The organism is Pseudomonas sp. LBUM1672 (assembly GCF_059695655.1).
The window spans coordinates 504,384-519,342 of the sequence record NZ_CP166781.1 but is presented as its reverse complement, the minus strand read 5'-3'; the positions used below and the strand labels follow the sequence as shown (position 1 = coordinate 519,342).

General features: G+C 61.4%; 12 protein-coding genes. All 12 read right to left on the bottom strand.

What is annotated here, in order from left to right; all coding sequences use genetic code 11:
- Nucleotides 1-5: 5 nt before the first annotated feature.
- The 12 genes from ACA053_RS02330 to glnE all read right to left on the bottom strand — a co-directional run bounded on the left by ACA053_RS02330 (nucleotide 6) and on the right by glnE (nucleotide 14,851).
- Nucleotides 6-902 carry an antimicrobial resistance protein Mig-14 gene (locus tag ACA053_RS02330; RefSeq protein WP_497394458.1) on the bottom strand — a complete coding sequence of 299 codons (897 nt, stop codon included), beginning with the start codon at nucleotides 900-902 and terminating at the stop codon, nucleotides 6-8.
- Nucleotides 902-2,032, bottom strand: coding sequence for a glycosyltransferase (locus ACA053_RS02325; protein ID WP_497394457.1), 1,131 nt, complete (start codon nucleotides 2,030-2,032; stop codon nucleotides 902-904). The genes ACA053_RS02330 and ACA053_RS02325 overlap by 1 nt, the downstream gene beginning before the upstream one ends.
- On the bottom strand, nucleotides 2,016-3,773 hold the full coding sequence (locus ACA053_RS02320; RefSeq protein WP_131058761.1) for a carbamoyltransferase family protein: 1,758 nt from the start codon (nucleotides 3,771-3,773) through the stop codon (nucleotides 2,016-2,018). The genes ACA053_RS02325 and ACA053_RS02320 overlap by 17 nt, the downstream gene beginning before the upstream one ends.
- Nucleotides 3,774-4,086: 313 nt before the next feature.
- Complete coding sequence (locus ACA053_RS02315; RefSeq protein ID WP_497394456.1) at nucleotides 4,087-4,422, bottom strand: YceK/YidQ family lipoprotein; 336 nt, start codon at nucleotides 4,420-4,422, stop codon at nucleotides 4,087-4,089.
- 223 nt (nucleotides 4,423-4,645) lie between these two features.
- Nucleotides 4,646-6,097: a lipopolysaccharide kinase InaA family protein gene (locus ACA053_RS02310; RefSeq protein ID WP_109627660.1), complete on the bottom strand. Its 1,452-nt coding sequence runs from the start codon at nucleotides 6,095-6,097 to the stop codon at nucleotides 4,646-4,648.
- Complete coding sequence (locus ACA053_RS02305; protein WP_109627659.1) at nucleotides 6,097-6,849, bottom strand: lipopolysaccharide kinase InaA family protein; 753 nt, start codon at nucleotides 6,847-6,849, stop codon at nucleotides 6,097-6,099. Before ACA053_RS02305 ends, ACA053_RS02310 begins: the two co-directional genes overlap by 1 nt.
- Complete coding sequence (locus tag ACA053_RS02300) at nucleotides 6,846-7,580, bottom strand: lipopolysaccharide kinase InaA family protein (protein WP_497394455.1); 735 nt, start codon at nucleotides 7,578-7,580, stop codon at nucleotides 6,846-6,848. The genes ACA053_RS02305 and ACA053_RS02300 overlap by 4 nt, the downstream gene beginning before the upstream one ends.
- On the bottom strand, nucleotides 7,580-8,386 hold the full coding sequence (gene rfaP, locus ACA053_RS02295; RefSeq protein ID WP_497394454.1) for a lipopolysaccharide core heptose(I) kinase RfaP: 807 nt from the start codon (nucleotides 8,384-8,386) through the stop codon (nucleotides 7,580-7,582). The genes ACA053_RS02300 and rfaP overlap by 1 nt, the downstream gene beginning before the upstream one ends.
- Nucleotides 8,386-9,507 (bottom strand): glycosyltransferase family 4 protein, encoded by a 1,122-nt coding sequence (locus ACA053_RS02290; protein WP_497394453.1) that lies wholly within the window; start codon nucleotides 9,505-9,507, stop codon nucleotides 8,386-8,388. The genes rfaP and ACA053_RS02290 overlap by 1 nt, the downstream gene beginning before the upstream one ends.
- The gene (gene waaC, locus ACA053_RS02285; protein ID WP_497394452.1) at nucleotides 9,507-10,568 is read right to left on the bottom strand and encodes a lipopolysaccharide heptosyltransferase I; all 1,062 of its coding nucleotides are present in this window, start codon (nucleotides 10,566-10,568) and stop codon (nucleotides 9,507-9,509) included. The genes ACA053_RS02290 and waaC overlap by 1 nt, the downstream gene beginning before the upstream one ends.
- 1 nt (nucleotide 10,569) lies before the next feature.
- A complete protein-coding gene (gene waaF, locus ACA053_RS02280; protein WP_497315137.1) occupies nucleotides 10,570-11,604 on the bottom strand; it encodes a lipopolysaccharide heptosyltransferase II in 1,035 nt (344 codons plus the stop codon).
- Between the two features lie 307 nt (nucleotides 11,605-11,911).
- Nucleotides 11,912-14,851 (bottom strand): bifunctional [glutamate--ammonia ligase]-adenylyl-L-tyrosine phosphorylase/[glutamate--ammonia-ligase] adenylyltransferase, encoded by a 2,940-nt coding sequence (gene glnE / locus ACA053_RS02275; RefSeq protein WP_497394451.1) that lies wholly within the window; start codon nucleotides 14,849-14,851, stop codon nucleotides 11,912-11,914.
- Nucleotides 14,852-14,959 lie beyond the last annotated feature (108 nt).

Genomic DNA, 14,959 nt, shown 5'->3' with positions numbered 1-14,959 from the left:
TTCACTCACACAGTGAAGACCGGCACAGGATTGCACCAGCGGTCCTTATATTCCCGGTCGGCGCGGCCGAAGGAAAACCGCAAGGGTTTACCCAGGGCACGGGCGTGTTCCCAGGCACTTTGGGTGTTGAGGAAACTCAGCACGCTGCCGGGACTGAATTCGCGCGTTTCAGGATCGACGCCGCCGTTGATGTACTCGACGCTGATCCATTCTGGCGCCTCGACGCGGTACACCAGTTGAATCGCAATCGGCGCATCGTTGAGGAAAATCACCGAGCCGATCAACAAGTCTTGCAGCAGCTCGATCACCTCCGCCATGCGTTCGGCACCGGTGGCCGGGAAGCCCCAGCGACGCTGGAACAGGTCGCAATAGATCGCGCCCAGCTCAGCGCTGGAAAACTCGGCGACCGGCCGCACCACCCCGCCCGCCTCTTCCAGCAGACGCAATTCACGGCGCTGGTTATAGCGAAACTTCTTCGACAACTCTTCAGGCGTGCGGGCCATGGCCAGTTGTTCGGTCTGCAACTTGATGTCGGTGAAACGGCCTTCACTGAGCGCCGACAAATATCGTCCACGATGGCGCAGTGGCGCCTGGGCATCAGCGGCGGCCGGCAGGATCAACTCGGCATTGCCGAGGTCGAACAAGCCTTTTTTACCGCGGCGTTTGAGCACGTCTTTGGACAGTGCCAGGTCGCGCCCCCAGGTCGGGATGGCGGCTTTCACTTCACCGTTTTGCTCCCAGGCCAGGTAACGCACCGGGATCTCGGCCAACTGTGCCAGGCGTTCAACTACCAGGGGATGGGTCGCGACGCTGCCGCCGAAACGCTGCCAGGCCTGTGCATAAGTCGAGGCATCGACCACCGCCCAGCCCCGTTCGCGCCAGCCTTGAAATCGGTTGAGCATCAGCCCCTCGGTGCCAGTTCGGTGACGTGCGGCAAATGCCAGAAAGCATCACGTACCGCGCGGTCGGAGAAACGCTCACGCAGGCGATCGAGCATCAGCTCCGCACATTGGTGACGTTGCTGGTCGTCCATCGCGGCCAGGTGTTGCAGCCCTTGGGCCAGGTGTTCGGCATCGCCCAGCGGGAACAGAATACCCACGCCCTCGACGACTTCCTTGGCCCCACCGCACGCAGTGGCGAGCAATGGTACACCGGCAGCCATGGCTTCCAGCAGCACCATGCCGAAGGGTTCGTGATCCGAACTCAGGGCAAACACATCGAAGGCCCGGAAGTAGCGACGGGCATCCGGTACTTGACCGAGAAACAGCACGCGATCGCCGATACCGAGCTCCCGGGCCAGGGCCTTGAGGTCCTCTTCCAGACGACCGCTGCCAAGAATCACCAGTTGGCTGTTGGCCGGCAGGCCCGGCAATGCCTCGGCAAAACCTTGCAGCAGCGTGGTCTGGTCTTTGTCTGGGTGCAGCCGTCCGACGTTGCCGACAATCCAGGCATCCGCCGACAGGCCGAGGGTTTCCCGGGCCTCGCGCACCGACACCTGGCTGGTTTGCAACGCCGGCACATCGACACGGTTATAGAGCGTCTGAATCCGCCCGGCCGGCCATTTCGGCAGGCAACGGCGCATGTCGTCGCGCACCGCATCGGAGACCCCGAGCAGGCTCAGGCGCTTGCGGAAAATATGCGCGAACAGTTTGCGGGTGCCGCGCTTGTAATCGCCAAAGGCGTGATGCACACCGATCACCGGCAGCGAAGTGCCGAGCAAGGCGATGTAGATCGGCTTGAAGCGGTGAGCAATGCAGAAACTGAAGTTGCGCGAGGCGGCGATCTTGCGCAGATCGCTGATGGCGCCCAGCTTCAGGCCTCGAATGGCCTTGGAGCTGTATTCCATGAACAGCACTTCATCGGAAGCACAGTTCGCGGCCACTTCGCTATCGGCGGCCCCGGTCAAAAAGACCGTGGTCACTCGATAACCAGTCCCCGCGAAGAGGCTGGCGTACTGCCGGGCGCAGTCCAGGAACGGCCCGTCATAGCCGTGGCAGAACTGCAACACATGGCGTTCAGCCGAGCGTGTCATAAGCGTTGGCGCCCTCTTTGACCACCAGGATGTCTTCCATGATCAGATACTGTAGATCCGAACCGAAGAACATGTTCAGTGCGTCGGTCGGCGAGCAGATCATCGGCTCGCCACGACGGTTGAGCGAGGTGTTCAGCGACACGCCGTTGCCGGTCAGCACTTCCAGCGCCTTCATCATGTCGTAGTAGCGCGGGTTGTATTCGCGCTTGAGCACCTGGGCCCGGGACGTGCCGTCTTCGTGAACGACTTCCGGCACGCGGGTCTTCCACTCTTCCGCCACTTCGAAGGTGAAGGTCATGAACGGCGCCGGGTGATCGATCTTGATCATCTGCGGTGCGACGGTGTCGAGCATCGACGGGCAGAAAGGCCTCCAGCGCTCGCGGAACTTGATCTGGTGGTTGATCCGGTCAGCCACGCCGACAGCGCTCGGGCAACCGATGATCGAACGACCGCCCAAGGCCCGCGGACCGAACTCCATGCGGCCCTGGAACCAGGCCACCGGGTTGCCGTCGACCATGATTTTGGCGATGTTTTCCGGCATGTTTTCGAGCTTGCGCCAGACCGGCTTGCTCGGGTGACGGGCGCACGCAGCGACCACGTCTTCGTTGCTGTACGACGGGCCGAGATAGACGTGTTCCATCTTCTCGACCGGCACGCCACGGGCGTGAGACACGTAGGCTGCTGCACCGACAGCGGTGCCGGCATCGCCGGACGCAGGCTGCACGAACAATTCTTTCACGTCATCGCGCGCGATGATTTTCTGGTTAAGTTTGACGTTCAAGGCACAGCCGCCGGCGTAGGCCAGCTTGCCGGTTTCCTTGAGCACGTCGCCCAGGTAGAAGTCGATCATCTGCAGCGCAATCTTTTCGAACAGCGCTTGCATGCTCGCGGCGTAGTGGATGTACGGCTCGTCGGCGATATCGCCTTCGCGCTTCGGCCCCAGCCACTCGATCAACTTCGGCGAGAAGTAGAAACCCTTGCCCTTCTCTTTATAACGACGCAGGCCGATGACGTTGGCGTAGTCGGTGTTGATCACCAGCTCGCCGTTCTCGAACGAAGCCAGGCGCGAGAAATCGTATTTGCTGGCGTCGCCGTACGGCGCCATGCCCATGACCTTGAACTCACCGTCGAGCATCTCGAAACCGAGGAACTCGGTGATCGCGCCGTACAGGCCGCCGAGGGAGTCCGGATCGAAGAATTCCTTGATCTTGTGAATCTTGCCATTTTCGCCGTAACCGAAGAAGGTCGTGGCGTACTCACCCTTGCCGTCGATCCCGAGGATCGCGGTTTTCTCTTTGAAACCGGAGCAGTGGTAAGCGCTGGAGGCGTGGGCCAGGTGATGCTCGACCGGCTCGATCTTGATTTTTTTCGGATCGAAGCCCAGTTGCTCGAGGCACCAGACAATCTTGTTGCGATAGCGCTTGTAGCGACGGTTGCCCATCAGGATCGCATCGAGGGCGCGGTCCGGGGCGTACCAGTAACGCTTGGCGTAGTGCCAGCGCGCCTTGCCGAACAGGCTGATCGGCGCGAAGGGAATCGCCACCACGTCAACGTCGGACGGCTTGATGCCTGCCTGTTCAAGGCAGAACTTCGCCGATTCGTAGGGCATGCGGTTCTTTGCATGTTTATCGCGTACGAAGCGCTCTTCCTCAGCCGCCGCGACCAGCTTGCCGTCGATGTACAAGGCTGCGGAAGGATCATGGCTAAGGGCGCCGGACAGGCCAAGAATCGTCAATGCCACAGGGGTCTAGCCTCTTTTGTCTGCATGCAGGCGACAAGCGCCTCAAAAATTGATGTGCCCCTCGCAAGGGGCGAGAGACAGCTAAAGGGCGGGATTATAGCGTAAAAGCGGCGGCAAGCCTCTAGCGGGAAGTGGCAAGCAGCAAGCTCACGCGTTGACAGCAGAAAGACGTCGACATAGGCTCCTGCTCAAATGGACTGGGAGATCCCGGTCGGCGCTATAGCCTCGGTGAGTTCATCGGGGCTTTTCGCTTTCTGAAACAGGGAAAACCTGTTTCAGGACTAGACACATCACCCGCCGGATTACAAAAGCGCTACCCGCGGCCTGCTCGCCAGTAAATACTCAGATTGCCGTCGATAGCCTGGCGGTAAATCGTATAGGGCAAGGAAACGGTGTCCATGACACCCGATAAGGTCAGGTCCAGCAATACGAAGGGGACGAGAACGCCGGTGGGATCGGGCGGGGCGTTCAGGATGCAGAAGTCGTAGGCCAGGCCGCTGTAGATGCGGGGGATGGACTGGCAGTAGGTTTTTTGCTTGCGCAGGCCGCGAGCGGCGTCTTCGTCATCCTGCAGCACCGTCAGAGCGGTGCCGCAGCCGGATAAAGCCAATGAGAAAGTACCGATCGCAACAGCCATTTTTATGGTCAAGATTTGCCCTCCGTGAACGTCAGGCAAACTAGCATCATGGCTATTCAGGGCACAGTTCATGGGGTCTGTGGATCATGTAGGACGATTCACAAGAACTTGTCCTCTTAATCTCGGGTGTCTGTTCTGGCCCCATCGCGAGCAGGCTCGCTCCTACATTTGATCTGCGGCGAACACCGAACCAATGTAGGAGCGAGCCTGCTCGCGATAGGGTCGAAGACCCGATTCAGCCAGCGCCAGAGATGTCTTTGGGCAGACGCTGGTCAATGACCTGATACAGCGCGCTGCTCTCAGGCCAGTTACGCATGAACCGCGCCCGGTCCCGTGCATACGCCGGGGCAAAGCTGCCCACAGTGCCATGCTGACACATCGAATCCAGATCGATCAGCGCCCAGCGATCCTGCTGCCAGAACAGGTTATGGCCCTTGAAATCCCCATGACTGATGCGCTCGCGAATCAGCTCGGCAAACAAATGATCCAGCGCCACCAGCTCGGCCTCGGGCGCATCCCCCCTTTCAACGTACGGCGCAAAGCGTTCGATGATGTCCGGCCCCGGCAGATACTCGGTGATCAAGTACGCCCGGCTGCGCAACCAGAGAAAACGCTTCTCCAGCAACGCCAGCGGTTTTGGCGTGGCGATACCGAGAAATTCCAGGCGATTGCCTTCGCGCCACGAGTGCCAGGCACGACTCGGGCGCCAGAAGCGTTTGAGCCAGTGCGCAAAGCCTTTGATGTTGTAGCGCTTGATCACCAGCGTCCGACCATCAACCTCGACTTTTCCTACGCTCGCCGCGCCGCCGGTCTTATACAGATGGCCCTGGTCGAGCAAGGCATCGGCCTGCTCCAGCACCGGCAGCATCGCTGCTTCTTCCTCGCGACGAATAGCCCGCAGGCCAAACGCCCCGCGCTGAACGCTGAACAACGTGCATTCACGGCCCGCCTTGATCAGGTAGTCCTTCAAGCGCCAGCTGCGAACCTTGTCGATCTGCTTCTGCAACGCTTCCATCGGCAACGCGTGTTCGCCATTGCTCAGCAGGTAATACACCAGCAATTCTTCGGTGAACGGCTCCAGCGATTTGGGCAACTGGGCGAAAAATACGCCGAGGTTTTCCAGGACTTTCTGCCGTGACAGCGGCTGGCCCGGGGTTTCAGCACAGACACCGCCGCCATCGATCAAGTACAACCGACCGCGCTGGCGCAAAAGATTGTCCAGGTGCAGGTCCTCCTGCCAGAGCCCCTTGCGATGCATTTGGCCAATGGCGCCCAGCGCCTCGGCCAGCACAGCGCCTTGCATATCCGCCAGCACCGGCAGATGTTCGACTTTTTTCCAGGTATCCCCCAGGCTCTCGGCGCCTTCAAGGAAATCGAACAGCAGCCAGCCGCCCTCGCCCTCGTTCAAACCGTCCGCCAGCAGCTGTGGCGTGGTCAGGCCTTGATCGGCGAGCAAACGCACGCCGTCCCGCTCACGCTGAAAATGCCGCGCCGCTTTGCTGCCGACCAACAACTTGGCCAGCACCGGACGGCCGCGCCATACGCCTGCACCAACGTAACGCTGCCCCGGCAACACGCGCAGCAGACTCAGCAACTGCAACTCGGCGGGACCGGCGGCATCGGCCAGCGAAATGCTCAGCGGCAGGCTCGGGCTGCGACCGGCGTTTTTCAGTTCAGACAAGCGCATCAGCGCGTCTCCTTGCGACTGCGTCGCGCGGTCAGGCGCGAAACCCAACTGTCCACCAGCGAACTGTCCCGTGGCTGATCCACGTAGACCGCCAGCAATTCGCGCAACTGCGCTTCGGTCCACTCCGGCGCACGACGCAGCAACGGTTCCAGATCCTTGATCCGGTCACGCTGACCGAACAGCAACGGCCGGGTTTTTTCCAGGTCGATCAACTGCGCCTGATAACCGTCGCCCGTGGCCTGCAGAAAAATGTGTTTGGGGTAGAAACACCCGTGAAGCTGGCGCACGCCGTGCAGGCGCCGCGCCAGTTCGCCACAGGCTTTCATAATGGCCACGTGCTGCGCTTCGCTCAGGTCCGACCAGCGCTGCAACAGCGAATCCAGGTCATCCCAACCGTCCAGCGCACGGGTCAGCAGAACCGCCCGCACTTCCCCGTCGACTTTGCGCTCACCAAAAAACGCCGCCTGCAGCGCCGGTATGCCCAGCTTCTGATAACGACTGATGTTACGAAACTCGCGGGCAAAACTTGGCTCGCCGAACGGCGCATGGAAGGTGCGCGTCAGGTAGTTGCTCTGGCGCTTGAGGTAGTAGCCATGACCTTCCAAATCCAGCCGAAACACGCTGCTCCAGCCACCACCGACGGTGTTGGGCTCATCCACCGCGTCGAGCTGCTTGGCCCACAGTGCGTCGAACGTGCCGAGGCCATGACGCTCAAGCAGCGCACGGTCTTCAGCGGCCAGGAAATCAGTCATTCGCGTCCCTCGAAAAATCTCACCACGTGCCGGATGCGTTTCTTGTCGTCGGCATTCAGCCGGTCACGCTGGCGGTATTGCAGGTAAAAGCGCAGGCGCTGGGTCGCCGACAGGTGATATTTCGCCACTTTGTCGAGGCAGGCCAGGTCCTTCGTAATCCGGTACTTGAGCCAGAAGCCGCGCCAGAAATCGCCGTTGGGGCAATCGATCAGGAACAGCTTGGCGTCATCGTCGATCAGCAGGTTGCGCCACTTCAAATCGTTATGGGTGAACCGGTTGTCGTGCATGGTCCGGGTGTAACCGGCCAGCTGACGACTGACGGTATCGACCCAGACGCGGTCCGCCAGCTTCGGATCGTGACGGTCGGCGAGGGCTGACAAATCTTCGGTGTTCGGCAGTTCACGGGTGATCATCGCGCCACGGGCATACGCCGCGCCACGCCGCTCCAGGCCCCAGGCAACCACTTCAGCGGTCGGAATGCCCCACTTGGCGAAGCGCTTGAGGTTCTGCCATTCAGCCTTGACCCGTGGTTTGCCCAAGTAACGGCGCAGACCTTTGCCGGCGCCGCTGTAGCGCTTGACGTAGTAATTGACGCCGTTGCGATTGACCCGGATAACCTCGGACAGCGGGTCACGGGTCAGGCGTTCGCCCTGAAGCGCGAACACCGCTTCCAGGCTGCCAAAATCTTCCGCGAGGTCGCTGTAAGCAGGTTCCAGCCTCCAACCCGGCATCAGAGCGCATCCCCGTATCGCTGTTTACGGTCGTAGAGTTTGTTGGCCTTGCCTTCGAGCCAGGCAAGCAATCCAGCTTCCTCGCCCAGAATCTGGCGCAGCGGCTGCTGGAAGTAGCCTTTGAGGAATCGCAGTTTGTCGCGCTTGGTCAGGCCAATGTCCAGTGCCGAAAAGTACAGCGCCGCCAGATCCTTGTTGCGCCAGCGCTGAGTGATCGCCGGGCGGGTCTGGGCGCGGTGCAGGTCGATCACCGAGAGCTTGAAGTCATCAGCCGTCACCGGTTTGTCGGTGTGCAGCAGGAAGTGGCAGATGTAGCAGTCGCGGTGGTTGACCCCCGCGCGGTGCATCATGCCGGTCATGCGTGCGACTTCGGCGATCAGCGCGCGCTTGAGTCTGGGCTCGGGCGGGTTCTTGATCCAGTCGATGCTGAAGTCTTCGAGGCTGACGGTGGGCGCCAGTTCTTCGGTGACGATAAACGAGTGCTGATCCGCCGGGTTGCTGCCCTTCTCGCCATAAGCCACGGCGGTCATGGTGGGCACGCCGACTTCTTTCAAGCGTTGAATGGCTTTCCATTCCTGCCCCGCGCCGAGCACCGGCAGTTTGGCGGTCAGCAGATTCTTGAAAATCTCACCCCAGCCGATGCCGCGGTGGATTTTCACAAAAAAACCATTGCCGTTCACTTCAGTGCGCAAGGTCCGGCGCGCTTCCAGCTCACGGTAAACCTCGCCCTGCAAGCCTTCGACTTCGGTGAACGCATCGCGCCCGGCCCAAAGGCTCTTGAACGGTTCAGCCAGCATCAACTTCATTAAGCGTGCTCCGCCAGAATCACATCGGCCGCGTGTTGCGGCATGCTGTAGAGGTCGGCCGTCTCAGCGAAGGCCAGACCGTTGCGGCTCCAGGCCGCCCGTGCTTGAGTGTCGTTCAACATGCCGGTCAGGTACTGGGTCAGTTGCGCCTGATCGAATGGCTCGTCCAGCACCAGCCCGGCGTCGGCCTCGGCGATGTAATGGGCGTAACCACAGACCGCGCTCACCAGCACCGGCAACCCGGCCACCAGGGCTTCGAGCAATACGGTCCCGGTGTTTTCGTTGTACGCCGGGTGGATCAACAGGTCGGCACCGAGCAGGAAACGCGGGATATCGCTGCGGCCCTTGAGGAACGTCACGTTGTCGCCGAGCCCTAAAGTGACGCTCTGCATCTGGAATAATTTGGGGTCATCCTGGCCAATTACAAACAGCCGGGTGCGCTTCTTCAGATCAGCGGGCAACGCGGCCAGCGCCTTGAGGCTGCGATCCACACCCTTGGTCTTGAACCCGGAGCCGATCTGCACCAGCAGCAGCTCATCGTCTTTCAGGTTGAATTCGCGACGGAAATCGGCCCGGATTTCGGCGGCGTTGGCCGGCGCGCGACGGTCCTGGGAGATGCCCGGCGGCAGTAAATGGAAGCGTTCCAGCGGTGTGTCGTAATGCTTGATGAACAGCGGCTGCTGGACTTCGGAAATCATCAACACTTCCGTCTTGGCGTCCTTGGCGAACACCGCGCGCTCGTACTCGGCGAAGTGCCGGTAGCGGCCCCAGCGACGGTACAGCGAGTTGCGCAGGTTCTGCGCCTTGTCTTCGAAACAGCCGTCGGCGGCGTAGTAAACGTCGAGGCACGGCATCTTGTTGAAACCGATCAGACGGTCCACGGGACGCTTGGCCAGGTCCGCTTCCATCCACTCGCTGAGCTTCTCGTTGCGCCGATGGTTGAAGAACGCCTTGACCGGCGCCACCAGCACTTCGAAACCGGGCGGGACATCGCCTTCCCAGATCAGCGTGTAGACGCGAATCTGATGGCCGCGCTGCTGACATTCCAGGGCGATGCGCATGAAATCGCGCTGCAAGCCCCCGAACGGAAAGTACTTGTACAAGACGAATGCCAATTGCATCAGCGCAGCTCCTCAGCCAGTAACAACGTGCTCAGTCGGGTCGCGACACGCTCGGGATTCAGACGCGTGAAGCACAGGGGCCACTCGCGTTTCAGGTCGAACTGACGGGCATCTTCGGCCGTCGGTTGATAGGTGCATTTCTTTTGCAGGCACGGTGCGCAGGGGAAGTCGCTGGCGATGTGAATCTGCGCCTTGCCGTAGGCACCGGTCAGGCCTGGATTGGTCGGGCCGAACAGCGACAGGGTCGGTACGTCGAGCGCGGCGGCCAAGTGACCGAGGCCTGTGTCGACTGCCACGCAGGCCTGAGCGCCGGCCAATACTTTGCCAACACCGGCCAGGTTCAGTTTGGGCAGCACTTCGACATGCCGGAACCCGGCAGCGATGCGTTCGGCCCGGGCCTTCTCGACCGGATTGCCCCACGGCAGCTTCACGGCGACGCCGAGATAGCCAACGCGCTCGGCCAATTCACGCCAATAGGCTTCCGGCCAGTGTTTGGTGTCCCACGTGGTGCCGTGCAGAAACAGCACGTAAGGATTCTTGCGCGGCAATTCCACCAGGCGCTCGACGTTCAGGCCGTAATCGCCCAGGCCTTTGGGCAGGTCATAGCCTAGCGCCAGGGCGAACAATTGACGTACTCGCTCGACCGCGTGTTGTCCACGGCCCACGGCCAGGCGACGGGAATAGAAGCGGGCGGCGATGGGTTCGCGCGCCGAGTCCTTGTCGAGGCCGGCGACCGGCGCTTTGACATAGCGCGTCAACCAGGCGCTTTTCAGCAGGCCCTGGGCGTCGATCACCAGATCGTATGGGGTGGCGCGAACGCTTTGTTTGAAGCGCTTCCACTCACCACTTTTAATGGTCTGCCAGATGTTTTTGCGCCAGCGACGAATCGCCACCGGGATCACCTTGCCCACGGCCGGGTGCCAGGTCGGGATTTCGGCGAAGCCTTCTTCCACCACCCAGTCGAACGTGATGCCAGGGATCGCCCGCGCCGCGTCGGTCAACGCCGGCAACGCGTGAATCACGTCGCCCAGCGAAGAAGTCTTGATCAGCAGAACACGCAAACTATTTGACCTCGACCACAGTGCCCTGCAACCGCTGCAAGGCTTCGTTCACTGCTTGCGGCATGAGCTGGCGCAGGCAGTTGTAATGACCGAAACGGCAAGTGCGATCGAAGCACGGGCTGCAGTCGAGGCCCAGGCGTACGATTTCGACGTGCTCGGCCAGAGGTGGCGTGAACCCCGGAGATGTCGAGCCGTAGACCGCTACCAACGGACGGTTCAACGCCGCGGCGACGTGCATCAGGCCGGAGTCGTTGGACACCACCGAATCGGCGCAGGACATCAAGTCGATGGCTTCCGCCAGGGAAGTGCCACCGCTGAGGTTCACCGACTCTTCACGCAAACCGGGAATCAGCCGCGCGCGGATGTCTTCGCCGACCGCGTGATCGTTTTTCGAGCCGAACAACCAGACTTGCCAGCCCTCGCGGATCTTCGCTTCGGCGACCTTGGCGTAATGCTCGGACGGCCAGCGCTTGGATTCGCCGAACTCGGCACCGGGGCACAGGGCCAACACCGGACGGTCGAGGGTCAGGCCGAACTTGGCCAGTGCCGCCTCGCGGGTGACCGGATCGATCTGCAGGCTCGGTCGTGGATACGGCTTTGGCAGTTCGGCATCGCGCTCATAAGCCAGCGCCATGAAGCGCTCGATCATCAGCGGATAACGATCTTTATCCAGCGTGCGCACGTCATTGAGCAGGCCGTAGCGGAACTCGCCACGCCAGCCGGTGCGTTTCGGGATACCGGCGAAGAACGGCACCAGCGCCGACTTCAAGGAGTTTGGCAGCAGGATCGCCTGGTCGTACTGGCCGGCCAGGGATTTGCCGATGCGCCGACGCGTCGCCAGCTCGAGGGCGCCGTGACCGAGCGGAAAGCTCAAGGCCTGACGGACTTCGGGCATGCGCTCCAGGATCGGCCGGCTCCACTCGGGGGCCAGGACGTCGATTTCGCATTGCGGGTGGCGTTGCTTGAGACACTGAAACAGTGTCTGCGCCATCACCATGTCACCGACCCAACTGGGCCCAACGATCAGAATTTTCATGTGGTTTCCATAAACGAACCGGGGAGGCATACGCCTCCCCGCCTCGAGAATCCAGCACCCGCAGCCTTGGCTGTCAGGTCATTTGGACGAGCCGGTTGGGGCTCATCGGATCAATTTCATACACATCAATATCAATCAGCATAAAACTCTGTGGCGAGGGAGCTTGCTCCCGCCGGGCTGCGAAGCAGCCCCAAAACCTGCTACTGAATTTCATCTGGCAAACCGCGCCGACTGGGTTACGACTGCTTCGCAGCCGAGCGGGAGCAAGCTCCCTCGCCACAAAAGCCCGCCACGTCCCGAGTCAGCTTCAGCTTAGCCCCAACTCTTTCCAGATCCGCAATACCTGCCGGCGCTCATCTACAAACTGGTCACCCGGTATCACCCCGGCGTCCTTCTGCAAGGCCTGCCGGTGCGCGGCGGAGCGGTAGGCTTTGTAGGCCTCGCGCAACAGGCTGGCGTCTTCGGCGGGCATCAGCCCTTCGTGTTCCAGCTCTTCCAGAATGCGGATGTTGTCTGTCCAGCGCAGCAATGGCGGGTGTGTTTCGGACCACGCCAGGGCCGCGTATTGCACCATAAATTCAATATCGACGATACCTCCGGCGTCCTGCTTGAGATCGAACGGCGCCGTGGCCTCGAAGGCATTTGCCGCGGTGCCGGCCGCGGTGCTCTTGCTGCCAAGGTTATCGCGCATCTTGGCGCGCATCTCGCTCACCTCCTGGCGCAAAGTCGCCAGGTCCCGTGGTTTGCCCAATATCGCCGCGCGGACCTTCTCGAACGCCAGGCCAACATCTTTGCTGCCCACCAGCACCCGCGCCCGTACCAGCGCCTGATGTTCCCAGGTCCAGGCTTCGTTCTCCTGATACCGGGCAAACGCCCCGACCGAGCTCACCAGCAACCCCGAGGCACCGGAAGGTCGCAGGCGCATATCGACTTCATACAACTGACCGGAGTTGGTCTGGGTGGTAATCAAATGAATGATCCGCTGCCCCAACCGGGTGAAAAATTGCGCGCCGTCGATGGGTTTCGCCCCGTCAGTCTCGGCCTGCGGATCGCCGTCATGGATGAAAACCAGGTCCAGGTCCGAACCATGCCCCAATTCCAGCCCGCCGACTTTCCCATAACCGACAATGATGAAGCCCGGATCGCACAAGGTGCCGTCGGTGCGCAGTGGCGTGCCGTATTTGGCCACGGTTTGGCGCCAGGCCAGCGCCAGCACTTGTTCGAGGATCGCTTCAGCGAGCCAGGTCAGGTAATCGCTGACTTTCATCAACGGCAGGCTGCCGGCGATTTCCGAGGCAGCGACCCGCAACCGGTGCGCCAGTTTGAAGTGACGCAGGGCTTCCATTTGCTGTTCGAGGTCGTCTTCGGGAATCCGCGTCAGGCGCTCGCGCAACTCGGCGGCCAACTCCGGCGCCATGGGCGGCTTGAACAACCGGCCTTCGTTGAGCAATTCGTCGAGCAGCAGCGGGAAGCGGGTGATTTGCTCAGCGATCCACGGGCTTGCCGCGCATAACGTCAGTAAACGCCGCAGCGCGCCGGGGTTCTCGGTCAGCAACACCAGATACGCCGAGCGACGGGCCACCGCTTCCACCAGCGGTAGCACGCGTTCCAGCACCAGATCCGGATTGGCATGCTCGACCGCCTGAGCCAGCAACCGCGGAATGAACGCATCGAGGCGCTCGCGCCCCAAGCGTTGCATCGCGCGCAATTGCGGGCTGTTGCGCAAACCGGCCAACGCCTTCAAGGCCTTGGTGGCATCGGCAAAACCGCCCTCCTCCAACTGGCGGCAAGCGGCCTCTTCATCCTGGGCTTCTTCCCAAAGCGGCAACCATTCACCGCCGACCACCACTTCGCTTTCGGTGCCTTCCTCTTCATCGGGGTCGGCGATCACCTGACCAAAGTGCCAGGCCACGCGGCCGCGCCAATACATCAGCTGCTCATGGAAAGCCTCCCAGTCAGCGAAGCCCAACATAAAGGCAATGCGCGCCTGATCCTGGGCGCCGTCCGGCAGCATCTGGGTCTGACGGTCGGCAATCGCCTGGATCGCGTGCTCGGTGTAACGCAGGAATTCGTAGCCTTCGCGCAGTTCGCTGACCACCGCCGGCGGCAAATACCCCTGACCTTCCAGGGTGCTCAGCACTTTTAATAGAGGACGTTGCTGCAGGCTCAAGTCGCGACCGCCGTGGATCAGCTGAAACGCCTGGGCGATAAATTCAACTTCGCGAATGCCGCCCGACCCAAGCTTGATGTTGTCGGCCATGCCCTTGCGCCGCACTTCCTGCTGGATCAGTTGCTTCATGGTGCGCAGCGCTTCGATCGCCGAGAAATCGAGGTAACGTCGGTAAACGAACGGGCGCAGCATTTCTTGCAGTTGCGCGCCGGCCACTTGATCGCCGGCCACCACCCGCGACTTGATCATCGCGTAGCGCTCCCAGTCGCGGCCCTGGTCCTGGTAATACTGTTCAAGCGCATTGAAGCTCAGCACCAGCGCGCCGGCAGAGCCGTAAGGCCGCAGGCGCATGTCGACGCGGAAGACAAAACCGTCGACGGTCATCGGGTCCAGTGCCTTGATCAGACGCTGGCCGAGGCGAATGAAAAATTCCTGGTTATCCAGCGAGCGTTTCACCCCGACGGTTTCGCCGCCCTCGGGGTAGGCGAAGATCAGGTCGATGTCCGACGACAGGTTGAGTTCCACGGCGCCGAGCTTGCCCATGCCGAGGATGACCATTTGCTGCGGCTCGCCACTGCGCCGGCCGGTCGGCACACCGAACTGCTGGCAATGCCGCGCGTACAACCACTGATAGGCCTGATCGATGCTCGCATCGGCCATGCCCGAGAGGTCGCGGCAGGTCTGGATCAGGTCCGCCTGGCGAGTCAGGTCACGCCAGATGATCCGCACTTGATGACGGGTGCGCTGACGGCGCAGGACACGACCTAGCTCGTCTTCGGTTTCAGCCGCATTCACCGCCGCCGCGATCTGTCCGCACAGCTCGCCGGGCGCAAAGCTGCGGTCCAGTTCGCCGGACTGCACCAGCGTCAGCAACATCAAAGGGTCACGCACACACTGTTCGGTCACGAAGTCGCTGGCGGCGGTGACGCGGGCGAATTGCGCCCAGCGCTCAGGCGTCCAGGCAGACAGGCCATGGTCGTTTTCCAGTTCGGCCACGGCGGTGCGGAACGACTGCTCGGCACGGGTGACAAACGGCAGGAGAATGCCGGGCAGTTCGGCAAGCACAGGGAGGCTCATGGTCTATCCTTGATCGGCGTGTAGAGGGCGGCATGTAGTGAATTTTCAAATCGCACTACGTGATCGACTGTCGAACAAAGGTTAGAAATAGCTGAAATTTCTTTGTTT

What these genes read in the sequence shown, in the direction of transcription:
- ACA053_RS02330 (WP_497394458.1), bottom strand. Translation starts at nt 902, where the DNA reads ATGCTCAACCGATTTCAAGGCTGGCGCGAACGGGGCTGGGCGGTGGTC.
- ACA053_RS02325 (WP_497394457.1), bottom strand. Translation starts at nt 2,032, where the DNA reads ATGACACGCTCGGCTGAACGCCATGTGTTGCAGTTCTGCCACGGCTAT.
- ACA053_RS02310 (WP_109627660.1), bottom strand. Translation starts at nt 6,097, where the DNA reads ATGCGCTTGTCTGAACTGAAAAACGCCGGTCGCAGCCCGAGCCTGCCG.
- ACA053_RS02305 (WP_109627659.1), bottom strand. Translation starts at nt 6,849, where the DNA reads ATGACTGATTTCCTGGCCGCTGAAGACCGTGCGCTGCTTGAGCGTCAT.
- ACA053_RS02300 (WP_497394455.1), bottom strand. Translation starts at nt 7,580, where the DNA reads ATGCCGGGTTGGAGGCTGGAACCTGCTTACAGCGACCTCGCGGAAGAT.
- rfaP (WP_497394454.1), bottom strand. Translation starts at nt 8,386, where the DNA reads ATGAAGTTGATGCTGGCTGAACCGTTCAAGAGCCTTTGGGCCGGGCGC.
- ACA053_RS02290 (WP_497394453.1), bottom strand. Translation starts at nt 9,507, where the DNA reads ATGCAATTGGCATTCGTCTTGTACAAGTACTTTCCGTTCGGGGGCTTG.
- waaF (WP_497315137.1), bottom strand. Translation starts at nt 11,604, where the DNA reads ATGAAAATTCTGATCGTTGGGCCCAGTTGGGTCGGTGACATGGTGATG.
- glnE (WP_497394451.1), bottom strand. Translation starts at nt 14,851, where the DNA reads ATGAGCCTCCCTGTGCTTGCCGAACTGCCCGGCATTCTCCTGCCGTTT.